An 18,797-nucleotide genomic window follows, 5' to 3' on the forward strand; every position below is an offset into this window, starting at 1 on the left:
TTTATAATCTCATCTTTGTGCTTCAATCAAAATAAATCAAAATGAGATTACACAATTTTCTACTGCTTTTTCTATTATCTTATTTTTCTTCCCTAAAGGCACAAAACATGGAAGATTACACAAAAGCTTGGGAAGGACAATTTAATACTTCAAAAGTACTAAATTTCACTGTTGAAATTGAAACCATTACATCTGAAAAGTCAATTTTTAGAATTTCAAATGACCACATAATTATCAATGAAGCCTTTTCAACTGAAAAAAAAGTAATTGATATCTTCATAGATGAAAACCTCTCTTTTATAGGTGAGTTTAACAGTGATAAAACTACTATAAATGGCTTTATAAAGTCGGGTTACTTCTTTTACCATGTCGATCTAATTAAGAAAAACACAAACACATATACTGGCAATTGGAATGCTTTTATTGTTGATGAATTGAAATCTAAAGCTTTCTATTTGAGTATTGAAAATGGAGCTAAAGAAAATTATGAAGCCTATCCTATATTTGGCGACAATCGATTTACGGGAACTTGGTGTGCAAATTTCAAAAAGAATGAAACTATTATTTCTTTTACCGATTTTAAAACAGGATTTAATTTTAAAGGACAACTAGGAGAATCAAAAATCGCATTAGACATTTATTTAACTGATAAATTGGTGACTCAAATAAAGTTAACTCCATCTAAAGAAGAATGGAAAATTGGAGCGTTTAAAACCAATACAATAACTAAAATACCTGAGTCTTTAAATGACGGTTGGAAAATTGCGACTTCAAAGAATATAAATACCAATTTACTCCGTGAAATGGAAGATGCCATAAATTCTAATTCACTTGAAAATACACATAGTGTTCTTATCGCTCAAAAAGGCAAATTAATATATGAGCATTACTTTTCAGGATATACAAGCACTATTCCTCACGATATGCGTTCTGCTTCAAAAAGTATTTCATCGGCTATGGTTGGAATTGCAATAGATAAGAAAATGATTGTTGACGAAAATGAAAAACTCTTTAATTTTTTACCCGAAAAATATAAAACAACTACAGATACGCTTAAAAAACAAATCTCAATTCACAGCTTGCTAACAATGAGCTCTGGATTAGATGCTATTGATTTTGGTATAGAAAGCGATTCGTATGCAACGGAAGACAACTACCAACAACAGCAAGACATTACAAAGTATATTTTAGAAGCTCCAATGCTCTACAAACCGAATTTACATTCCAATTATGGCTCTGCAAATCCTTATTTATTAGGTGTCATTGTAGATTCAGTTGTTTCAGAACCGTTGGAATTATTTATGGACAAAACCTTGTTTCAAAAATTAAATATATCGAATTATATCATTCAATCTGATGGACACGGTGCACCCTATTTTGGAGGAGGTATGTATTTAACACCACGAGATATGCTTAAATTTGGGCAACTATACCTTTCTGAAGGAAAATGGAAAAATGAAAGAATAGTATCTAAAGAATGGGTGAAAAAGTCATTCAAAAACTATCATGTTTTAGAAAATACTCAAGATAAAAATGGTTATGGTTATTTGTGGTGGCATAAAACATATACAATAAATGGTCAAATAATTAATAGCATCGAAGCAAGAGGTGCTGGTGGACAATATATTTTTGTTATTCCAAAATTCAAATCTGTTGTAGTAATTACTTCTTCAAATTTTAAAAATGGGAAATTTCAACAACCTGAAAAAATACTGGAAGATTATATATTACCTTCTTTATTAAATTAAAAACGAAAATATTTTATAGTTGTAGCGTCTATTGGTACTTAAAAATAAATACTCTAAATAATTATAAATAAAAAATTGATAAACGTAAAGAAAGTAGTTTTGGATTATAAAAAAGTTTTTTAGTGTAGTTTAAATCAGCTATTTTTACTTTTAATAAAATCCTAGTTTTTTGTCAAACTAAGGTTGTGTTATATTTTACAAAAAAAACAGATATGAATTTTGAAAAAATAAAAGTAAAATCATTTTTATTACTATTGTTAATAATATCATCTTGTAATACCATTAAATTAAATAATTTGACTAATGAACAAGATTTGAGTAAAGAGATTGAAGTTGTTCATTTAATATCAGAAAAAGATAAAATTTCTCATAATGGTAAAAAAATAGGAGATATAGTTTTCAAAGATAATAAAAACCCTGATTGGAATTATTTGAAAAATAAAATGACAGCGTTTGCAAAATTAAATGGTGCAAATTTAATTGAAATAAAAACATTTGGTTGGGGGAAAAAAGGGCAAGTATTTTATTTAGAAGCAAATCTTTTTTATGTTGAAAATGAAAAAAAATTTTTAAATACTGAAAATAATAAAGATGAAAGATGTTCAATAGTAATTTTCAGAGATGGATTGGAATCGCCATTAGGTTCAGCTTTTACTATCAATGCTTCAATTAATAATACCAAATTTGAAAACCTAAAAAAAAGTAATTATTTTAGAGAATATGTTGATGATTGTAACCAAGAAAATACTGTTTTAATAAATAAAAACTCATACAAAGTTAAACTAAATGGTAAGAGCAAATATTATAAGGTAGCAAAACAAACTGGAACAGGATATTTAGGAAATAGTGTACAAATTGGAATTGGAGGAGTATATTTTGTTGAAATTGAAGATGAAGTTTTAGGAAAATTATTAATTAGTGAAATTAATGAATAAAAAATATCTTTATTAATAAAAACAGATAGATTAATATTTTCTACTTCCGAACTTAACGATTCTGAACAAATAGATATTATATAAAAATTAGCTAAATATTTTGATAAACCAACAATCAAAGAAATGAAATTCATTCTGAGGGTTTTAAACACTTTCAATTAATTGATTGCGAAAATTTGAAACTAAAGCATAATGAGAATTAAAGCCTATTTACTGAATTGCTTTCTTCTTTTACTTCCAATTATACTATGGAATATCATTCTTATTGACTATTTACCCGAAAGTTATAGTACTGCTATATTTGACAATAATATTCCAAAGTTAATTAGTTATAGCGAAATCATTCTGCGATTTATACTATTTGCACTTCCTATATTCATGAAGCTTTCTATAAAAACGAAATTGCAAAAAATTGGTCTTTTAGCTTATTGTATCGGACTCATTTTATACTTTTCTTCATGGATTATTATGATTACAAATCCTCAATCTAATTGGAGTCAAAGTCAAATTGGATTTATGGCTCCAGCATATACAACCCTATTCTTTTTTATAGGCATCGGACTAATTGGTAACAAAGCTTTTTTCAAATTCCCATATCTCTCTCTGATTTATATTTTTCTGTCATTACTATTTGTTATATCACATTCAACGCACGCATATATTGTCTACATGAGATTGTAATAATTATAATCTCCTGAAATCATTAGGATTCGCTAAACACTAGTACCAATAATTAAAAGGCGATACCATATATTACCTCAAAAAATAATTTTAATTTCGGTTATAAAAATCCTTAATCAAGTTTTTTAGTGTAGCTTAAAACCGCTATTTTTACTTCAATTTCTAATACAAATTAAAATAAACAGAGGTTTTAGAAAAACTGACTTTATATTCAATTTAAACGAAACTTATAAATAAATGCTGGATTCTGGAAGTAAAATGGAAATTGTCCAATTAATTATTGGCATAATAGTTATCGTATCACTTAAATTTATAATAATTAAAATAATTTATAATAGAATCCGAATATCAAAACTAACAAGAGAAGAATTGAGATTCGATTCCATTCGTCCAATCTATAAAAAATTGAAACTTGGAGAAATTCCCAAAATTTCAATAATTGAAAAATATGCAAATAGTTTAGAAAGCAGAACTTTAACTTATAATCTTCTAAACAAATTCAATAAGGCAGAATTGTTTCCGAAAGAATTATTGACAATTGAAAAATTTTCTGAAAGTTATTTAGCAAATTGGCTTAACATGAATGATGATTTTGATAATTTTCCAGATGAAATTGTTTTTGAAAATAAAATGGAATTAAAAAATGAAATAACTATTTTGGTTTTTAAATTCAAGACTTATGAACCTCACATTTTTGCTGAAAAAGATTGGCTAAAAGGTTATATAGGGTATAAATCATCTGAAATTAATTCATTTAAAGATCCAGAAATTATTATGAGTAATTTAAGTAATGAAAATTTAACGGATAGTGATTTAGAAAAGACAATTGAATTACAAAAACTGCCTGCTAACAGCTAACGTTTATTCATTTGTTCTTATTGTTTTTTAAGGCATTCATCATCACTTTGCAAGTTGTTGAGCTCAAAGAATGAAAGGATTTGTTTTTTGGCTACTCCCAATTAATTTTAAAAGATTGCATTCAAAAAAGTTTCTTGTGTAGCTTAAAACCGTTATTTTTACTTAATAAATTATAATCTAAATTAATACAGACGGAGGTTTTTAGACAAACTGATGTTATGTGCTATTCAATGAAACCACTAAATTCAAGAGTAATTAATATGAAAAAATATTTTGTCTGTTTTCTTTTAATTCAATTATTTGGATGTAAAAATGAAAATAATTGCGAGCAAGATTTAAAAAAAGCTAATGAAGAAATTATTGCACTAAAAAAACGAATACTTGAAACAAAAACTGTAGACAGCGTATTTTCTGTCGTTGATACTTTGCCAAAAAATTATTTAATAAATAATTCTGGGCAAAAAAAGAGTTTTAAGCCAAATATGATAGAGCTTAAAAATGCTGAAATTATTTATAAAGGAGAGAACGATAATCTTGCATGGCTTCATTTGGAAGTTACGAATACATTGTCAAGAGATATAAAAAGTATTATGATAAAAATTCATAGTGTTGACTGTGATAACTCAGATGACGAATATATTGAAGAGTTTACAGTTATTCGCCAAAACGCTACTAAGACAATAGAAATTCAGATATCTTCACAAATTATACATGACAAAATTATGAACTGCTATAAACATCCTCCAGTTATTGAAATCACAGATGCGATATTAATAACAGGCGAAAGATATCCAAATACAAAAGGAAGAAATTATTACAAGTATGAAGGGCAATCTAATTGACAATTATAAATTTCAAAAAACAATGAACAGCATAAAACGGCTAAGATTTATTCATCAATTTTTATTGTTTTTTAAGGCATTCATCATCACTCCGAGAATCGTTGGTCTTGAAAAGCCAACAATGAAGAGATTGGGATTTTAGCTACTCCCAATTAATGTTGAAAGATTACATTAAAAAATGTTTTTTAGTATAGCTAATTCCGTTATTCTTACTTTTAAATTGAATCTAAAATAACACAAACGGAGGTTTTTAGACAAAATCAGGTTGTGTACAATTAAAAAAACAATGAATGAATAATATTTATAATGAGTTTTTCACTACACTTAAAGAATATTTAGTAACATTAGAAATTGACAAAAAACATAAAGGAATTGAAGGTTGTTCTTCTCAAGAAATCGAATCAATTGAAAAAAGAAAAGGCAATTTACCAATTGCTTATAAGGAATATTTGAAAAGTATTGGAAAAAAGTTCTTATTTGAATTTATGGATGCTGAGGATATGGCATTTGACGACCTAGATTATATTGAACAATTTGGGGGAAAAGTTTTTAAAACTAACCAATTTAAAATGGAAAGGCCATATATGGTTATTTCAGAAAGACGAAACGAATATATTACATTAATTTACCTTGACAAAGGAAACAATCCTAAAACTTGGATAATGAGTAAATATTGGGATGAGGAGGAAAAAGGTAAAAATCTAGAAATAAGAACCGATTCATTTACAGATTTAATACTTGTTTTTTTTCAACAGTCACTAATTAATTTCCCATTCACTTTTAACTGGGTTACCGAAGAAGACCAGAAGGACAAGGATGTTGTGGAAAAAAGATATATAAATTGGTTTAGAAATTTACAATCTATTGAAGAAAAAATAAAATCAAATAGTTCAAAAAACACACTTGTAAAGCAGTTAAACGATAAGTTTCTAGATTACTATCTTCCAAGTAAATCAACAATAATTGAAGAGTTAAATAAGTCTAATTTTGGAACAACAATAAATAATGTTAAAAAAACAGATAATATAGCCCCGCAAAATTCAAATAAAAATAAAATTATTAAATGGATAAAAAAGTTATTCAATTAATTGCACACAACAGCTAAGGATTCGTTGCGTTCTTAGCACGACAAAGAAATTAATTTTAAACCCTTAAACAAACTCAGGACAAGCTCACCTTTTACATTCCATTACTATAGCGATTTCGAAAAGTTTTTTAGTGTAGCTTAAAACCGCTATTTTTACTTCAATTTCTAATACAAATTAAAATAAACGGAGATTTTTAGACAAACTGATGTTACACGCAAGCTTAAAAAATTATGGTTATGGAAGAAATATTAGATTATTTTCAAGGCAAAGAATATTTTGATGAACATTCAGAATGGATAGATGAACATGTTGAAAAACATTTTCCGAATGAGGAAGTAAAAGTATTTCATGAGTTTATGTCATTGGATTTTAAATTACATGTCTATTTTATTAAACCTAAAAATTTAAATTATAATATTTTATTGACAAGCGGAATAAGCAGTTTAGAAATGAATGTGCCAGAGATTGTAGAAGAAAAAGATAAATATAAGTTTGCAGAGTTGATGCTGTTAATTCCAAAAGATGTGGAATTTAATGAAGTTTATACTGGAGAAAACAAGAATGATTTTATAATTAAAATGCTAAAGGTTACCGGTAAATTTCCACATCAATATGATACTTGGTTAGGTATTGGGCATACTATTAGATATTCAGAAGATTTAGAAACTTATGGTACAGACACTAACTTCGTTGGTGGTGTTATTTTACCTTCTGCAACTTTTGAAGAAGATTTTACAGAAATAAATAAAAATGGTAGAATTATTAATATTTACAGCTTTTTTCCTCTATATGAAAACGAACTAAACTACAAAATTGAAAATGGATACAATGCTCTATTAGATTTAATAATTAAAAACAATTGCTTGGAAATCTTAGACAACAATAGAAAAGATATAACTCCTAAAAAATCGTTTTGGAACAAATTGAAAAAATAAAAGCCAGTTGCTAACAGCTAAGGTTTATTCATTTCTTCTGTCCCGTCCTGAAATAAGTTGACATAAAATCGACTTATTATGAATAAATCAGAAAACAGGCCAGCAAAGCGTAGTCAACGCGATTATAATCTGGGCTTTAAATTAGCTGTTATTTCTCAAGTAGAAAAAGGCGAACTTACCTATAAGCAAGCTCAAAAGAAGTATGGAATTCAAGGTAGAAGTACAGTTTTGGTTTGGTTAAGAAAATTTGGTAATTTAGATTGGAGTAACCCCAAGCTTTTGTTTATGGTCAAATCTAAAGAAACTCCAGCCCAAAGCATTAAAAGATTAGAGAAAGAATTAGCTGATGAGAAGCTTAAAAACACAGTGCTAAACACCATGATTGATATCTCAGATAGTCAATACGGTACTCAAATTAGAAAAAAGTTTTCACCCAAACCATCCGACGCATCCAACAAGAAGAAGGCATAAGTATGTCCAGAACTTGTAGATTGTTTGGGGTAAGCCGACAAGCTATTTATCAGCAGGAAGCACGTTGTTTAGAACGAGAGAAAGAATTATTAATAGTAAAGCAACTCGTTGAAAAACAAAGAAGAATTATGCCTCGATTAGGCACAAGAAAACTTTATTTTTTACTAGAACAATCTTTTGTTGAAAATAGAATTAAAATCGGGAGAGATGCATTTTTTGCTTATTTGAAAAGAGAAAAAATGCTAGTTAAACCAATGAAAAATTACACAAAAACCACCTTTTCTAAACACTGGTTACGTAAGTACCCCAATTTATTTAAAGATATCGATATCAACAGAATAGAACAGGTTTTTGTTAGTGACATAACTTATATAAAATCTAATAAAAGAACTCATTATCTATCATTAGTTACAGATGTTTTTAGCAGAAAAATAGTTGGTTATCATTTGAGTGATGACATGAGTGCAGAAAGTGTGGTTAAGGCCTTAAGAATGGCAGTAAAAAACAGAAAAACAAACCTTCAATTAATACATCACTCAGACAGAGGTTTACAATATTGTTCTAAAATTTATCAAAATGAATTAACCAAAAATAATATTATTGCTTCTATGACCGATGGCTATGATTGTTATCAAAATGCTCTAGCGGAAAGAATAAATGGTATTCTAAAACAAGAATTCCTCATATACAAATGTAAATCAGGTGATGAACTTAACCTTTTAGTTAGAGAGTCTGTGGAATGCTATAATAGTAAAAGACCTCATTTGAGTTTAAATATGAAAACACCTAACTTTGTATATGAAAAAACCAGTGAAGTTAACTTCACTGGTTTTAATTAATTTATTGTAAAACTCGTCAACTTATTTTAGGACGACTCATTCTTATTGTTTTTTTATTTGGTTTTAACACTAACTTCATATAAGAACTGGCATTATTTATTAACTATAGCTCTTTTTAATAATTTATGTTCAAGTTCTAAAACTTCAAGTTTTATTTTTAACTGAGTTTGTTCGTATAAACTATACCTATTTAACGTTTCTATTGCTTTACTCTCTATTCTTGTTAAGGCCTCATATTCAAAACCCACAAACTCTTTTTTAGACAATGCTAAATGTACAAAGTCTATTGTTCGCAATGCAGCTTGGTATTTTTCTTCTACCTCGTTACACTTTTTTTCCAAACGAAATTGCTTTATAGCAACATCTTTCAATTGTGCTTCCAGTTTTTCAAGTTGTTCCTGTTCTTGTCTTTCTACGGTCGCTTTTCTATGGACACTATCCAAAGGCAATTCATTTGCAATCTTTAATATAAAGCCAAATTTTTCTCTCGATTTAGCAGGCAAACCACGATATCCGATTTTATGCATCGACCATTGACTCCTACTCACATTAAGTAACATCGCCATTTCTTCTTGCGGTAGTATTATTTTTGTTTTAAAAATGGTTTCCTTTTTCATATCTAAATATTTATTTTGTAGTTATGTTTTACTTTCGTTCCTAACATTTGTGTCATTATTTTTTAAAAAACACATTTGCCACGTTTTTTGTTTCAATTTCAAAAAAAAATTAAAAATTGCAACAAAAAGTGTTGCAAAATGAAATAATAAAGAGAAATGACACAAGAATTATGAAAATATAAAATGCTACTTTATCGTAAAACAAAAAAGATGCCAATCTATTTTGTTTAAAAAAATATAAATGAGTTTTACTAATAAAACAAACCTCTAAAAAACAAAAAATTGTATGAATGAAAAAAAATAGTACATTTGCATCAGAATGAAAAAAATACAAAACATATCATTTATACTTTCAAACACAACCTATTATTGCTTAATAATGGGCAAAAAAGTATATGGATATAACACAAAACAACACCGTTGATATAAAATAATAAATCTATAACACTAAGCCCGAACAGAACTGTTCGGGCTTTTTTTATTTAAAACAAAATGGAAACACTTAAAAAATTACATGAAAACGTAGCAATTATGCTTCCCGAAAACGGATTAGAACAAAAGCTACAACAAGCTGAAAAAGAAAACCGAAAACTTAAAATAAAATTAGGTTTTGATCCCACTGCTCCCGATTTACACCTTGGTCATGCTGTCGTACTCAAAAAAATGAAGCAGTTTCAAGAACTTGGACATCAAATTATTATTGTTGTTGGAAGTTTTACAGCAAGAATTGGAGACCCAACAGGGAAAAACAAAAGTCGAAAACCACTTAACCTAGAAGAAGTAAAACACAACGCTACAACCTACATTAAACAACTCTCTAAAATTATCGAAGTAGACCAAGCTGAAATCGTTTTTAATTCGGATTGGTTGGACAACCTACCCTTTTCTGAAGCCTTACAATTGATCTCTAAAGTAACTGTTGCTCAATTAATGCAACGCAAAGATTTTAACAAACGATTTACAGAAAACACACCCATTGCAATGCATGAACTCATCTACCCTATCTTACAAGGTTTTGATTCCGTACAATTGGAATGTGATATAGAAATGGGCGGAACTGATCAACTTTTCAATTGCACCATGGGAAGGCAATTACAAGAAAGTCATAATTTAGCTCCACAAATAGTCATGTGTATGCCGTTATTACGCGGAATAGATGGAACTGAAAAAATGAGCAAATCGCAAAACAATACTATTGGACTAACCGATGACCCCAACACCATGTTTGGTAAAACCATGTCGATTCCCGATGTTTTAATTGAAGAGTTCTTAAACCTTGCCACCGATTTTTCAATAGAAGAAAGGCAACAAATTAATCAACAATTAATTGAGGGTGAAAACCCAATGAATGTTAAAAAGAGGATTGCAAAAAATATCATTAAACAATTTCATGATGAACAGGCAGCAACAGATGCTGAAACATTTTTTATAAACCAATTCCAAAACAAAAAATTCGAAGACAAAAGTTTTAAACAAGTTGTTATTACTACTTTAAACCTACAATCTAATGCGCTAACGACAGTAGCACTTTGTAAAATATTCAAAGAAAATCTATCCAACACTGCCATAAGAAGACTAATAGAAGATGGTGCTGTACAAATAAATAACGAAAAAATAAAAGAACCGTACCAAATGATTGAAATAGCAAAAAACTTAAAAATAAAAATTGGCAAACGCGATTTCTATGAACTACAATAAAGAGATTTGTAATACCAGCTGTGAGTTGAATTTACTGTATAAGAAAATGATGATTTTTTTCTTGATATGAAATAGCGAGGAAAAAAGGGTGTTTTATTCCAGTAAATTCAAGTGATAAATGGTATAAACATTCATTTCACAGATGAAAGTAAATATGTGAAATGAATGTTCTAAACAAAAAAACTCCCAATTACTCAGGAGTTTTTAATATAGATTTATAAGAATTCAAGAACTAAAAAACAAACATAGCTCTCTCACCCATTAGATCATTTACTTCTTCAGCTACTTGTTCTAAAACAGCTTCATCTGTATGATTCATAATTACTTTATCAACTAAAGCCACAATAGTTTCCATATCTTCTTCCATCAAACCACGAGTAGTAATTGCAGAAGTACCCACACGAATACCCGAAGTTACAAATGGAGACTTATCGTCAAAAGGAACCATATTTTTATTTACTGTAATTTCAGCTTTTACCAAAGCATTTTCAGCCTCTTTACCAGTAATATTCTTATTTCTCAAATCAATCAACATCATGTGATTATCTGTTCCACCAGAAATAATTTTATAGCCTCTACTTACAAAAGCAGCAGCCATTGCTTGAGCATTCTTTTGCACTTGCATTGTATATCTGAAAAATTCATCTGTTAAAGCTTCTCCAAATGCAACCGCTTTAGCAGCAATAATATGCATTAAAGGTCCACCTTGATTTCCAGGAAAAACAGACATATCTAAAATATGAGACATCATTCTAATATCACCTTTAGGCGTTTTTAATCCCCATGGGTTCTCAAAGTCTTTACCCATCATAATCATACCCCCTCTTGGACCTCTTAAGGTCTTGTGAGTCGTAGTTGTAACAATATGACAATGAGGAATAGGATCATTCAATAAACCTTTAGCAATTAATCCAGCAGGATGCGAAATATCAGCTAACAATAATGCGCCAACACTATCCGCAATAACACGGAAACGTTCGAAATCCATATCGCGAGAATAAGCCGAAGCACCCGCAATAATCATCTTTGGTTTTTCTTCCAAAGCAATTTCTTGAATTTTATCATAATTTAACCTTCCTGTTTCTTCTTCTACACCATAAAAAGAAGGTGTATATAATTTTCCAGAAAAATTAACTGGAGAACCATGAGTTAGATGACCTCCATGAGATAAGTCAAAACCTAATATTTTATCTCCAGGTTTCAAACAAGCTGCAAAAACTGCAGTATTTGCCTGAGAACCAGAGTGAGGTTGTACATTTACATATTGTGCACCAAATAAAGCTTTTGCTCTATCTATTGCAATTTGTTCTACAATATCAACAACTTCACAACCTCCGTAATAACGCTTTCCAGGATACCCTTCAGCATATTTATTTGTTAAAACAGAACCTGCAGCTTCCATTACTTGATCACTTACAAAGTTTTCGGAGGCAATTAGTTCAATACCGTGAATCTGTCTGTCTTGCTCATCAAGAATCAGATCAAAAATTTGTTCGTCGCGTTGCATTTCTTAGTAATTCGTTAAAATTTATCCAAATTTACAAAAAAGGTTTGTTAAATTGCTAGTAAAGTCTATATTTGATATATAATTTTTCAACAACAAACTAACATTATATTATGCCAAATATAGCGAATGATCCAAAGAGAAAATCATGGATAGAAGTGTCTAAAGAAAGTGACTTTCCTATACAAAATATTCCCTTCGGAGTTTTCATAACTAAAGAAGATGTAATAACAATAGGAACACGAATTGGAGATTCAGCCATAGATATGGGTGCTCTTCAACAATTGGGTTATTTTGAAGGAATCGATTTGACGGATGACATGTTTATGCAAGATACGTTAAACGATTTTATATCGGATGGTAAGAAAACATGGCGATTAGTTAGAAACCGACTTGTAGAGATTTTTAGTATTGACAATCCAAAATTAAGAGACAATAAAAAGCATTGTGATGTTGTTATTTTCGACATGAAAGATGTTGAAATGCTCTTACCTGTACAAATTGGTGATTATACCGATTTTTATAGCTCAAAAGAACATGCAACCAATGTAGGGAAAATGTTTCGTGATCCAGAAAATGCACTTTTACCAAACTGGTTACACATTCCTGTAGGATATCATGGAAGAAGTTCTACAATTGTTCCAAGTGGTGTATCGGTTAAAAGACCAAACGGGCAAACATTACCTCCTGGAGAAACACAACCTGTTTTTGGACCTTCTAAATCTGTGGATTTCGAATTAGAAACTGCCTTCATTACAACAGATGCTAACTTAATAGGAGAACCAATTCCTGTAGGAGAAGCAGAAGATTATATCTTCGGAATGGTTTTATTTAATGATTGGAGTGCAAGAGACATTCAAAAATGGGAATATGTTCCACTAGGACCATTCTTAGCGAAAAACTTTGCTTCGTCTATTTCTCCATGGATTGTAACAATGGATGCTTTAGAAGCATTTAGAGTAAAAAGTCCTGAACAAAATCCAGCTCCTCTTTCTTACTTACAACAAACAGGAGATAATGCTTTCGATATTAATCTTGAAGTTTCTATAAAACCAGAATCAAGTGAAGAAACAGTAGTATCTAAATCTAATTTTAAATACATGTACTGGTCAATGTCGCAACAATTAGCACATCACACTGTTAATGGTTGTAGAATTAACTCTGGAGACATGATGGGAAGCGGAACGATTTCTGGACCAACACCAGATTCTTTTGGGTCTATGCTTGAATTGACTTGGGGTGGAAAGAATCCAATCAAATTGAACGATGGTACAGAGCGTAAATTCATTAATGATAATGATACCGTAATTATTAGAGGGTATTGTGAAAACGAAGATATGAGAATCGGTTTTGGAGAATGTTCTAGTAAATTGCTACCAGCCTTGAAAATTAAATAAAAAAAAGTTTTAATACATTTTTAAAAACAGTTGTAATTAATTATTACAGCTGTTTTTTTATACCTGTAAATGAAAGTTTACGAAAATACAGGCATAAAAAAAGTCCTGAAAGAATCAGGACTTTTAAGTTAATTTGGGTGAATGACCGGGTTCGAACCGGCGACCCTCGGTACCACAAACCGATGCTCTAACCAACTGAGCTACAATCACCATTTTTTTAACGAGTGCAAATATAATAACTTTTTTAATAGCTTCAAAATTTTTTTATTCACTCTAATATTTTTTTTTCATAAAAAATTAAAGCCGATTGAATGTAGCGATATCAACATACTATTGAAAATGAGGAAAAAGTAGGATTATATACAAATAAAACAGAGAAGTGTTAAAATATAGGCATAAAAAAAGTCCTGAAAGAATCAGGACTTTTAAGTTAATTTGGGTGAATGACCGGGTTCGAACCGGCGACCCTCGGTACCACAAACCGATGCTCTAACCAACTGAGCTACAATCACCATTTGTTTAACGAGTGCAAATATAAGCGCTTTTATTATACCTCCAAAGCTTTTTGAAAGTTTTTTTAATCTTTTCTACACCAATTTACTTAAGTCATTGACAGCTAAACATCTTTCTACTGTAAAACCTTCTGCATAATCTACACCAACTAATCTACCTAGGTCTTGTGCACGATAAGAAATAGAATCTAGAAAGTTTTTTGATGTAATTGGCGTTACAGGTTCTTTAGAATCTGAATTATAAAATTGTGATTCGTAAGCTAAAACAGCATTTACTTTTACATCGATAAAACCAGTAATATCTACTACAAAATCTGGAGTTAAATTTTTCCACTGAATATAATGATAAACCTGTTTTGGTCTCCAAGCTTCTTGCTTTACCCCCTTTTCATCAAAAGTTTCGATTTTTGATAATCCAGAAAGAAAACAGGCATCACTAACAAGCTTACTTCCTTTACCATGGTCAATATGACGATCATCAACAGCATTACAAAGAACAATCTCAGGTTGGTATTGTCTAATTTTTTTTATAATTTCTAATTGATGCTTCTCATCATTTAAGAAAAAACCATCTCTAAATCGCAAATTTTCTCTAATAGATACACCAAGAATGACTGCTGCTGCTGCTGCTTCTGCATCTCTAATCTCGGCCGAACCTCTTGTTCCTAGTTCACCCCTAGTTAAATCTATTATACCTATTTTTTTTCCAAGTGAAACTTCTTTGGCAATAGTACCAGAACAACTCAATTCAACATCATCTGGATGGGCTCCAAAAGCCAATATATCTAATTTCATACTCTTTTCAGTTAATTTATAATTTTTAGCATTGTTGCTAATTTATTTTCTGTTTCGTAAAACTCTTTTTCCGGAATACTATCTTTTGTAATTCCGCAACCTACATATAGGTTAATTTGCTTTTCTTCAATTTCCATACATCTTAAGTTGACAAACAAATTTGAAGTTTCATTCCTATTCCATTCTCCTAAAAAACCAGAATAGAATTTTCTATCATATCCTTCTTCTTTTAAAACAAATTCCATCGCTTCCTTTTTAGGCAATCCACAAACTGCTGGTGTAGGATGCATCTTATACAACAACTCTTTAGCGAGTTCTCTATTTATTAATGTAGCTTCAATGTTCGTTTTAATATGCGCTAAAGTACCTGCTTTTGCAGTGTAAGGTTCCGAAAGCTTAATTTCTTCTACAAATGGCTTAATTTCATTTGTAATAAAATCGGTAACAAATTGTTGTTCCTGAATTTCTTTAGCTTCCCAAACGAGAGTATCATTATACAATTGTGTACCTGCTAAAGCAACAGTATTAATAGTAGTACCTTCAATCTTTAACAGTTGTTCTGGTGTTGCTCCCATCCACATTCCTATCTCTGGGTGAAAAAATAAATATCGAAAAGCTGTTTTATATTGCATTACTAATTTTAAAAAAGTATTTTTAAAATTAATTGAAACTGCTAAGTTAACTTTTCGAGAAACTACCACTTTTTGAAACTGTCCTTCTAAAATTGCATCAACACTTCGCTTTACTAAATCTTCAAAATCATTTTTAACTAATGGATCCGTTTCTTCTTTTTCAAAGGTAGAATCTGTATTGTTTTTTTCTTTGATGATTGCTTCAAAAAAATCACACTGCTTTTCACTTAAAATATATTTTTCTGAATTTGAAAAAGGAGCAAAAACAAACCCACTTTGTCCAAAAAACGATTCTAAAACAGCGTTGCGTTGAAAAAAAGCTTGCAAAGTTTCTGAATTTGGAGCGGCATAAATAACAAAAGGTAATTTTGACTGATACTGAGTATCTATTTTATCTAAAATTCCTTGCATTATCTTTGTCTTCTAGATAATACCATATTCGTTAATTTACACAATGAAATTAACTGTTCTTTTTCGTCAACAATTCGAATTTCCCACAAATGAATACTTCTTCCTCTATGTACAATTTTAGCTGTTGCATAAACCATTCCTTCTCTTTTGCTTTTTAAATGATTGGCACTAATTTCTATACCTCTAACTTCAAATTTTTCTGGATCGATAAACATTAATGAAGCAGCACTTCCAACACTTTCTGCTAAAGCCACTGTAGCGCCACCATGCAATAATCCCATTGGTTGATGCACTCTTGGATTTACTGGCATTTTTGCAGTTAAAAAGTCTTCTCCTGCATCTATATATTCTATTTCTAAAGTTTGCATCAATGTGTTTTCAGACATTTTTTTGCAAGCAGCTAACATTTCTTCTCTATTAAGCATTATAATTCTGTTTTTTACAAAAATACAAATTCTATCAACTTTAATCCGTATAACAAAACAATATATCTTACGTTATAACTTTAAAAAAATAATTACTTTTACCAATAAATCCTAATAATATAAAATTCAAATGAGAAATTACTCTTATATATTTATTCTTTTATGTATCGTTTTATTTTCTTGTCGTAAAGATTTTGACTTTGAATCGAGCACAGGAAACTTAGGTTTTTCAAAAGATACAGTATACTTAGACACAGTTTTTACAAACATTGGATCAAGTACTTATACCTTAAAAGTATATAATAAAAGTAACCGAAATATATCTATTCCAAAACTTGAATTAGAGAAAGGAAACAATTCTAAATATCGTTTAATGGTTGATGGAATTCCTGGAAATGTTTTTGAAAATGTTGAAATGTTAGCCAAAGATAGTATGTACATTTTTATAGAAGTAACAGCTGATGCAATAGACGCAAATCCTGCCGATTTTCTATACACCGATCGAATTCTATTTGGAGAAGGAAGCCAAACACAAAAAGTAGAATTGGTTACACTTATACAAGATGCCTACTTTATTTATCCGCAACGTACACAAAATCCAGATGATACTTATACTTATGAATCTATTAATTTAGGTGTTGATATAAATGGCGACCCAATTGAAATTAGAGGAACCGTTTTAGATGAAACCGATCCAATAAATGGGAATGAATTACACATGACAAACAACAAACCTTATGTAATATATGGTTATGCAGTTGTCCCATCAAACAAAACATTAATAGTCGATGCTGGAGCAAGAGTGCATTTTCATGCTGAATCTGGTTTAATTATGGCTAACAATGCTTCAATGCAAGTAAACGGAACACTTTCAACAACTGAAGATTTAGAGAATGAAGTTATTTTTGAAGGAGACAGACTAGAACCTGATTTTTCAGAAGTTTCAGGACAATGGGGAACAATTTGGTTTACACAAGGAAGCACGAATATAAATTTAAAGAATTTAACTATTAAAAATGCAACTGTTGGTCTACTTGTTAGTGGAAACGATGGAACAGCATCACCAACTATAACTATGAATAATGTGCAAATTTACAATTCTAGTAATGTTGGATTATTAGCCCGAACTGGACATATTGATGCAACTAATGTTGTAATTAATAACTCTGGACAAACTAGTTTAGCTTGCACTTTTGGTGGGAATTATAATTTCACACATTGTACAATTGCAAATTATTGGGGAACTCCAAATCAGAATTCCTTATTAATTGATGATTATGACGGAAACCCAACGTATGCCTTGACACAAGCTAATTTTAATAATTGCTTAATCTACGGAACAACCAATTATTCAATATCCTTGAAGAAAGAAGGTATAGACGCTAATTTTAATTATCAATTCAATAATTGTTTAATCAAATTTAACGACTTTAGTAACCAATTTGGTTCACACCCTGAGTATCAATTTTCAGGAAGTAAATACGCAAACTGCCTAATTGCAACAAATTCAAGTACAAACAAACCTGATTTTAAAAACGGAAACAAAAATCAGTTAATGATTGGGAATGATTCTGCCGCAAAAGGAATGGCCGATTTTAATTTCTCAACGGGTACAAATGATATATTAGGAGCTTCAAGAACAAATCCTTCAGATATTGGAGCCTATAATTTTATTATCTTTAACTAATAAACAAAAACTTATAGCATCATGAAAAAATCAGTACTACCTTTATTACTTATTGCAATTAGTTTTGCCTCTTGTAAAAACGAAGAAACAAAAGTAGAAACAGAAGTAAAACCTGTTGATACGACTACAGAAATTGCCGTTGAAGAACCAATAACTATTCCAGATTCTGCTACAATTAATAAAGCGATGATGGACTACATGACTCCAAATGAAGCACATATGAATTTAGCTAAAGAAAATGGAATTTGGGACGAAGAATTAACAATGTGGATGCACGCAGGAGCAACACCACAAACAAGTAAAGCAACTGCTGAGTATAAAATGATTCTTAACGGGATGCATCAAGAAATGACCCATAAAGGCGACTTTATGGGTATGCCATTTGAAGGAAGAGGAACTATGTCTTTTGATAATGCTACACAAGAATATGTTTCAACTTGGGTTGATAATATGAGTTCTGGTGTAACAAACATGAGAGGAAAATTAGATAAGGAAACTAATATTCTTAAAATGGAAGGACAAAGTGTAGATCCTGTAACAAAACAGTTAAAAAGAATGAAAGAAGTCATTACCTATATCGATTCTAACAATCATAAATTAGAAATGTATGATACTGGTTATGATGGCATAGAATTCAAAACAATGGAGATTATCTTAAAAAGAAGAAAATAATTACATTTTATTATTATTAATAAAAATGTTAATAATTTAACAATGCGTTA

At 30.0% G+C, this 18,797-nt stretch carries 17 protein-coding genes and 2 tRNA genes; 12 read left to right on the forward strand and 7 right to left on the reverse strand.

The features are described 5' to 3' along the window. Nucleotides 1–107: 107 nt before the first annotated feature. From L2Z92_RS17640 to L2Z92_RS17675, 8 genes are all read left to right on the forward strand, one after another. On the forward strand, nt 108–1,748 hold the full coding sequence (locus L2Z92_RS17640; RefSeq protein ID WP_236455922.1) for a serine hydrolase domain-containing protein: 1,641 nt from the start codon (nt 108–110) through the stop codon (nt 1,746–1,748). A 212-nt stretch (nt 1,749–1,960) separates the two neighbouring features. Continuing rightward, a complete protein-coding gene (locus L2Z92_RS17645; protein WP_236455923.1) occupies nt 1,961–2,683 on the forward strand; it encodes a hypothetical protein in 723 nt (240 codons plus the stop codon). 192 nt (nt 2,684–2,875) lie between these two features. Further along, nucleotides 2,876–3,364: a hypothetical protein gene (locus L2Z92_RS17650; RefSeq protein ID WP_236455924.1), complete on the forward strand. Its 489-nt coding sequence runs from the start codon at nt 2,876–2,878 to the stop codon at nt 3,362–3,364. Between the two features lie 258 nt (nt 3,365–3,622). Further along, the gene (locus tag L2Z92_RS17655; RefSeq protein ID WP_236455925.1) at nt 3,623–4,222 is read left to right on the forward strand and encodes a hypothetical protein; all 600 of its coding nucleotides are present in this window, start codon (nt 3,623–3,625) and stop codon (nt 4,220–4,222) included. 230 nt (nt 4,223–4,452) lie between these two features. Next, the gene (locus L2Z92_RS17660) at nt 4,453–5,064 is read left to right on the forward strand and encodes a hypothetical protein (protein WP_264554449.1); all 612 of its coding nucleotides are present in this window, start codon (nt 4,453–4,455) and stop codon (nt 5,062–5,064) included. 290 nt (nt 5,065–5,354) lie between these two features. Next, the gene (locus L2Z92_RS17665) at nt 5,355–6,152 is read left to right on the forward strand and encodes an SMI1/KNR4 family protein (RefSeq protein WP_236455929.1); all 798 of its coding nucleotides are present in this window, start codon (nt 5,355–5,357) and stop codon (nt 6,150–6,152) included. A 236-nt stretch (nt 6,153–6,388) separates the two neighbouring features. Continuing rightward, on the forward strand, nt 6,389–7,087 hold the full coding sequence (locus L2Z92_RS17670; protein WP_236455931.1) for a suppressor of fused domain protein: 699 nt from the start codon (nt 6,389–6,391) through the stop codon (nt 7,085–7,087). A 78-nt stretch (nt 7,088–7,165) separates the two neighbouring features. After that, nucleotides 7,166–8,397, forward strand: a protein-coding gene (locus L2Z92_RS17675; RefSeq protein ID WP_236454916.1) for an IS3 family transposase whose coding sequence is annotated in 2 segments (ribosomal slippage) — nt 7,166–7,526 and nt 7,526–8,397 — 1,233 coding nt in all. Because the reading frame shifts where the segments join, the coding sequence is not laid out codon by codon here. 92 nt (nt 8,398–8,489) lie between these two features. Here the strand turns inward: L2Z92_RS17675 and L2Z92_RS17680 are convergent. Continuing rightward, nucleotides 8,490–9,014 (reverse strand): hypothetical protein, encoded by a 525-nt coding sequence (locus L2Z92_RS17680; protein ID WP_236455933.1) that lies wholly within the window; start codon nt 9,012–9,014, stop codon nt 8,490–8,492. A gap of 492 nt (nt 9,015–9,506) precedes the next feature. Here L2Z92_RS17680 and tyrS point away from each other — a divergent pair, with 492 nt between their 5' ends. Further along, a complete protein-coding gene (gene tyrS / locus L2Z92_RS17685) occupies nt 9,507–10,712 on the forward strand; it encodes a tyrosine--tRNA ligase (protein WP_236455935.1) in 1,206 nt (401 codons plus the stop codon). Between the two features lie 232 nt (nt 10,713–10,944). On the opposite strand, the gene glyA is transcribed toward tyrS, so the two are convergent. Continuing rightward, a complete protein-coding gene (gene glyA / locus L2Z92_RS17690) occupies nt 10,945–12,219 on the reverse strand; it encodes a serine hydroxymethyltransferase (RefSeq protein WP_236455937.1) in 1,275 nt (424 codons plus the stop codon). Between the two features lie 110 nt (nt 12,220–12,329). Between glyA and fahA the strand changes: the two genes are divergently transcribed. Continuing rightward, entirely contained in the window at nt 12,330–13,613 is a 1,284-nt protein-coding gene (gene fahA, locus L2Z92_RS17695; protein WP_236455939.1) for a fumarylacetoacetase, read from the forward strand. A 135-nt stretch (nt 13,614–13,748) separates the two neighbouring features. Here the strand turns inward: fahA and L2Z92_RS17700 are convergent. From L2Z92_RS17700 to L2Z92_RS17720, 5 genes are all read right to left on the reverse strand, one after another. Next, nucleotides 13,749–13,824, reverse strand: a tRNA-His gene (locus tag L2Z92_RS17700). Nucleotides 13,825–14,050: 226 nt separating this feature from the next. Then, nucleotides 14,051–14,126: transfer RNA gene (locus L2Z92_RS17705), tRNA-His, on the reverse strand. Between the two features lie 74 nt (nt 14,127–14,200). Continuing rightward, nucleotides 14,201–14,920, reverse strand: coding sequence for a bacillithiol biosynthesis deacetylase BshB1 (bshB1, locus tag L2Z92_RS17710; protein WP_236455940.1), 720 nt, complete (start codon nt 14,918–14,920; stop codon nt 14,201–14,203). An 11-nt stretch (nt 14,921–14,931) separates the two neighbouring features. Beyond that, nucleotides 14,932–15,963: an isochorismate synthase gene (locus L2Z92_RS17715; RefSeq protein ID WP_236455942.1), complete on the reverse strand. Its 1,032-nt coding sequence runs from the start codon at nt 15,961–15,963 to the stop codon at nt 14,932–14,934. Further along, entirely contained in the window at nt 15,963–16,388 is a 426-nt protein-coding gene (locus L2Z92_RS17720; protein ID WP_379678204.1) for a PaaI family thioesterase, read from the reverse strand. The genes L2Z92_RS17715 and L2Z92_RS17720 overlap by 1 nt, the downstream gene beginning before the upstream one ends. A gap of 130 nt (nt 16,389–16,518) precedes the next feature. Between L2Z92_RS17720 and L2Z92_RS17725 the strand changes: the two genes are divergently transcribed. Together L2Z92_RS17725 and L2Z92_RS17730 are read left to right on the forward strand one after the other, a co-directional pair. Further along, entirely contained in the window at nt 16,519–18,075 is a 1,557-nt protein-coding gene (locus L2Z92_RS17725; RefSeq protein ID WP_236455944.1) for a hypothetical protein, read from the forward strand. A gap of 21 nt (nt 18,076–18,096) precedes the next feature. Further along, nucleotides 18,097–18,747, forward strand: coding sequence for a DUF1579 domain-containing protein (locus tag L2Z92_RS17730; RefSeq protein ID WP_236455946.1), 651 nt, complete (start codon nt 18,097–18,099; stop codon nt 18,745–18,747). Nucleotides 18,748–18,797: the final 50 nt, after the last annotated feature.

The sequence above is a fragment of the Flavobacterium jumunjinense genome (assembly GCF_021650975.2).
Classification (GTDB): Bacteria; Bacteroidota; Bacteroidia; order Flavobacteriales; family Flavobacteriaceae; genus Flavobacterium; species Flavobacterium jumunjinense.

Coding starts and splice junctions, on each gene's coding strand:
- L2Z92_RS17720 (WP_379678204.1), bottom strand. CDS start 16,388: ATGCTTAATAGAGAAGAAATGTTAGCTGCTTGCAAAAAAATGTCTGAA.
- L2Z92_RS17645 (WP_236455923.1), top strand. CDS start 1,961: ATGAATTTTGAAAAAATAAAAGTAAAATCATTTTTATTACTATTGTTA.
- L2Z92_RS17660 (WP_264554449.1), top strand. CDS start 4,453: ATGAAACCACTAAATTCAAGAGTAATTAATATGAAAAAATATTTTGTC.
- L2Z92_RS17650 (WP_236455924.1), top strand. CDS start 2,876: ATGAGAATTAAAGCCTATTTACTGAATTGCTTTCTTCTTTTACTTCCA.
- L2Z92_RS17715 (WP_236455942.1), bottom strand. CDS start 15,963: ATGCAAGGAATTTTAGATAAAATAGATACTCAGTATCAGTCAAAATTA.
- L2Z92_RS17655 (WP_236455925.1), top strand. CDS start 3,623: ATGGAAATTGTCCAATTAATTATTGGCATAATAGTTATCGTATCACTT.
- bshB1 (WP_236455940.1), bottom strand. CDS start 14,920: ATGAAATTAGATATATTGGCTTTTGGAGCCCATCCAGATGATGTTGAA.
- L2Z92_RS17670 (WP_236455931.1), top strand. CDS start 6,389: ATGGAAGAAATATTAGATTATTTTCAAGGCAAAGAATATTTTGATGAA.
- L2Z92_RS17680 (WP_236455933.1), bottom strand. CDS start 9,014: ATGAAAAAGGAAACCATTTTTAAAACAAAAATAATACTACCGCAAGAA.
- L2Z92_RS17665 (WP_236455929.1), top strand. CDS start 5,355: ATGAATAATATTTATAATGAGTTTTTCACTACACTTAAAGAATATTTA.
- glyA (WP_236455937.1), bottom strand. CDS start 12,219: ATGCAACGCGACGAACAAATTTTTGATCTGATTCTTGATGAGCAAGAC.
- L2Z92_RS17730 (WP_236455946.1), top strand. CDS start 18,097: ATGAAAAAATCAGTACTACCTTTATTACTTATTGCAATTAGTTTTGCC.
- fahA (WP_236455939.1), top strand. CDS start 12,330: ATGCCAAATATAGCGAATGATCCAAAGAGAAAATCATGGATAGAAGTG.
- tyrS (WP_236455935.1), top strand. CDS start 9,507: ATGGAAACACTTAAAAAATTACATGAAAACGTAGCAATTATGCTTCCC.
- L2Z92_RS17640 (WP_236455922.1), top strand. CDS start 108: ATGGAAGATTACACAAAAGCTTGGGAAGGACAATTTAATACTTCAAAA.
- L2Z92_RS17725 (WP_236455944.1), top strand. CDS start 16,519: ATGAGAAATTACTCTTATATATTTATTCTTTTATGTATCGTTTTATTT.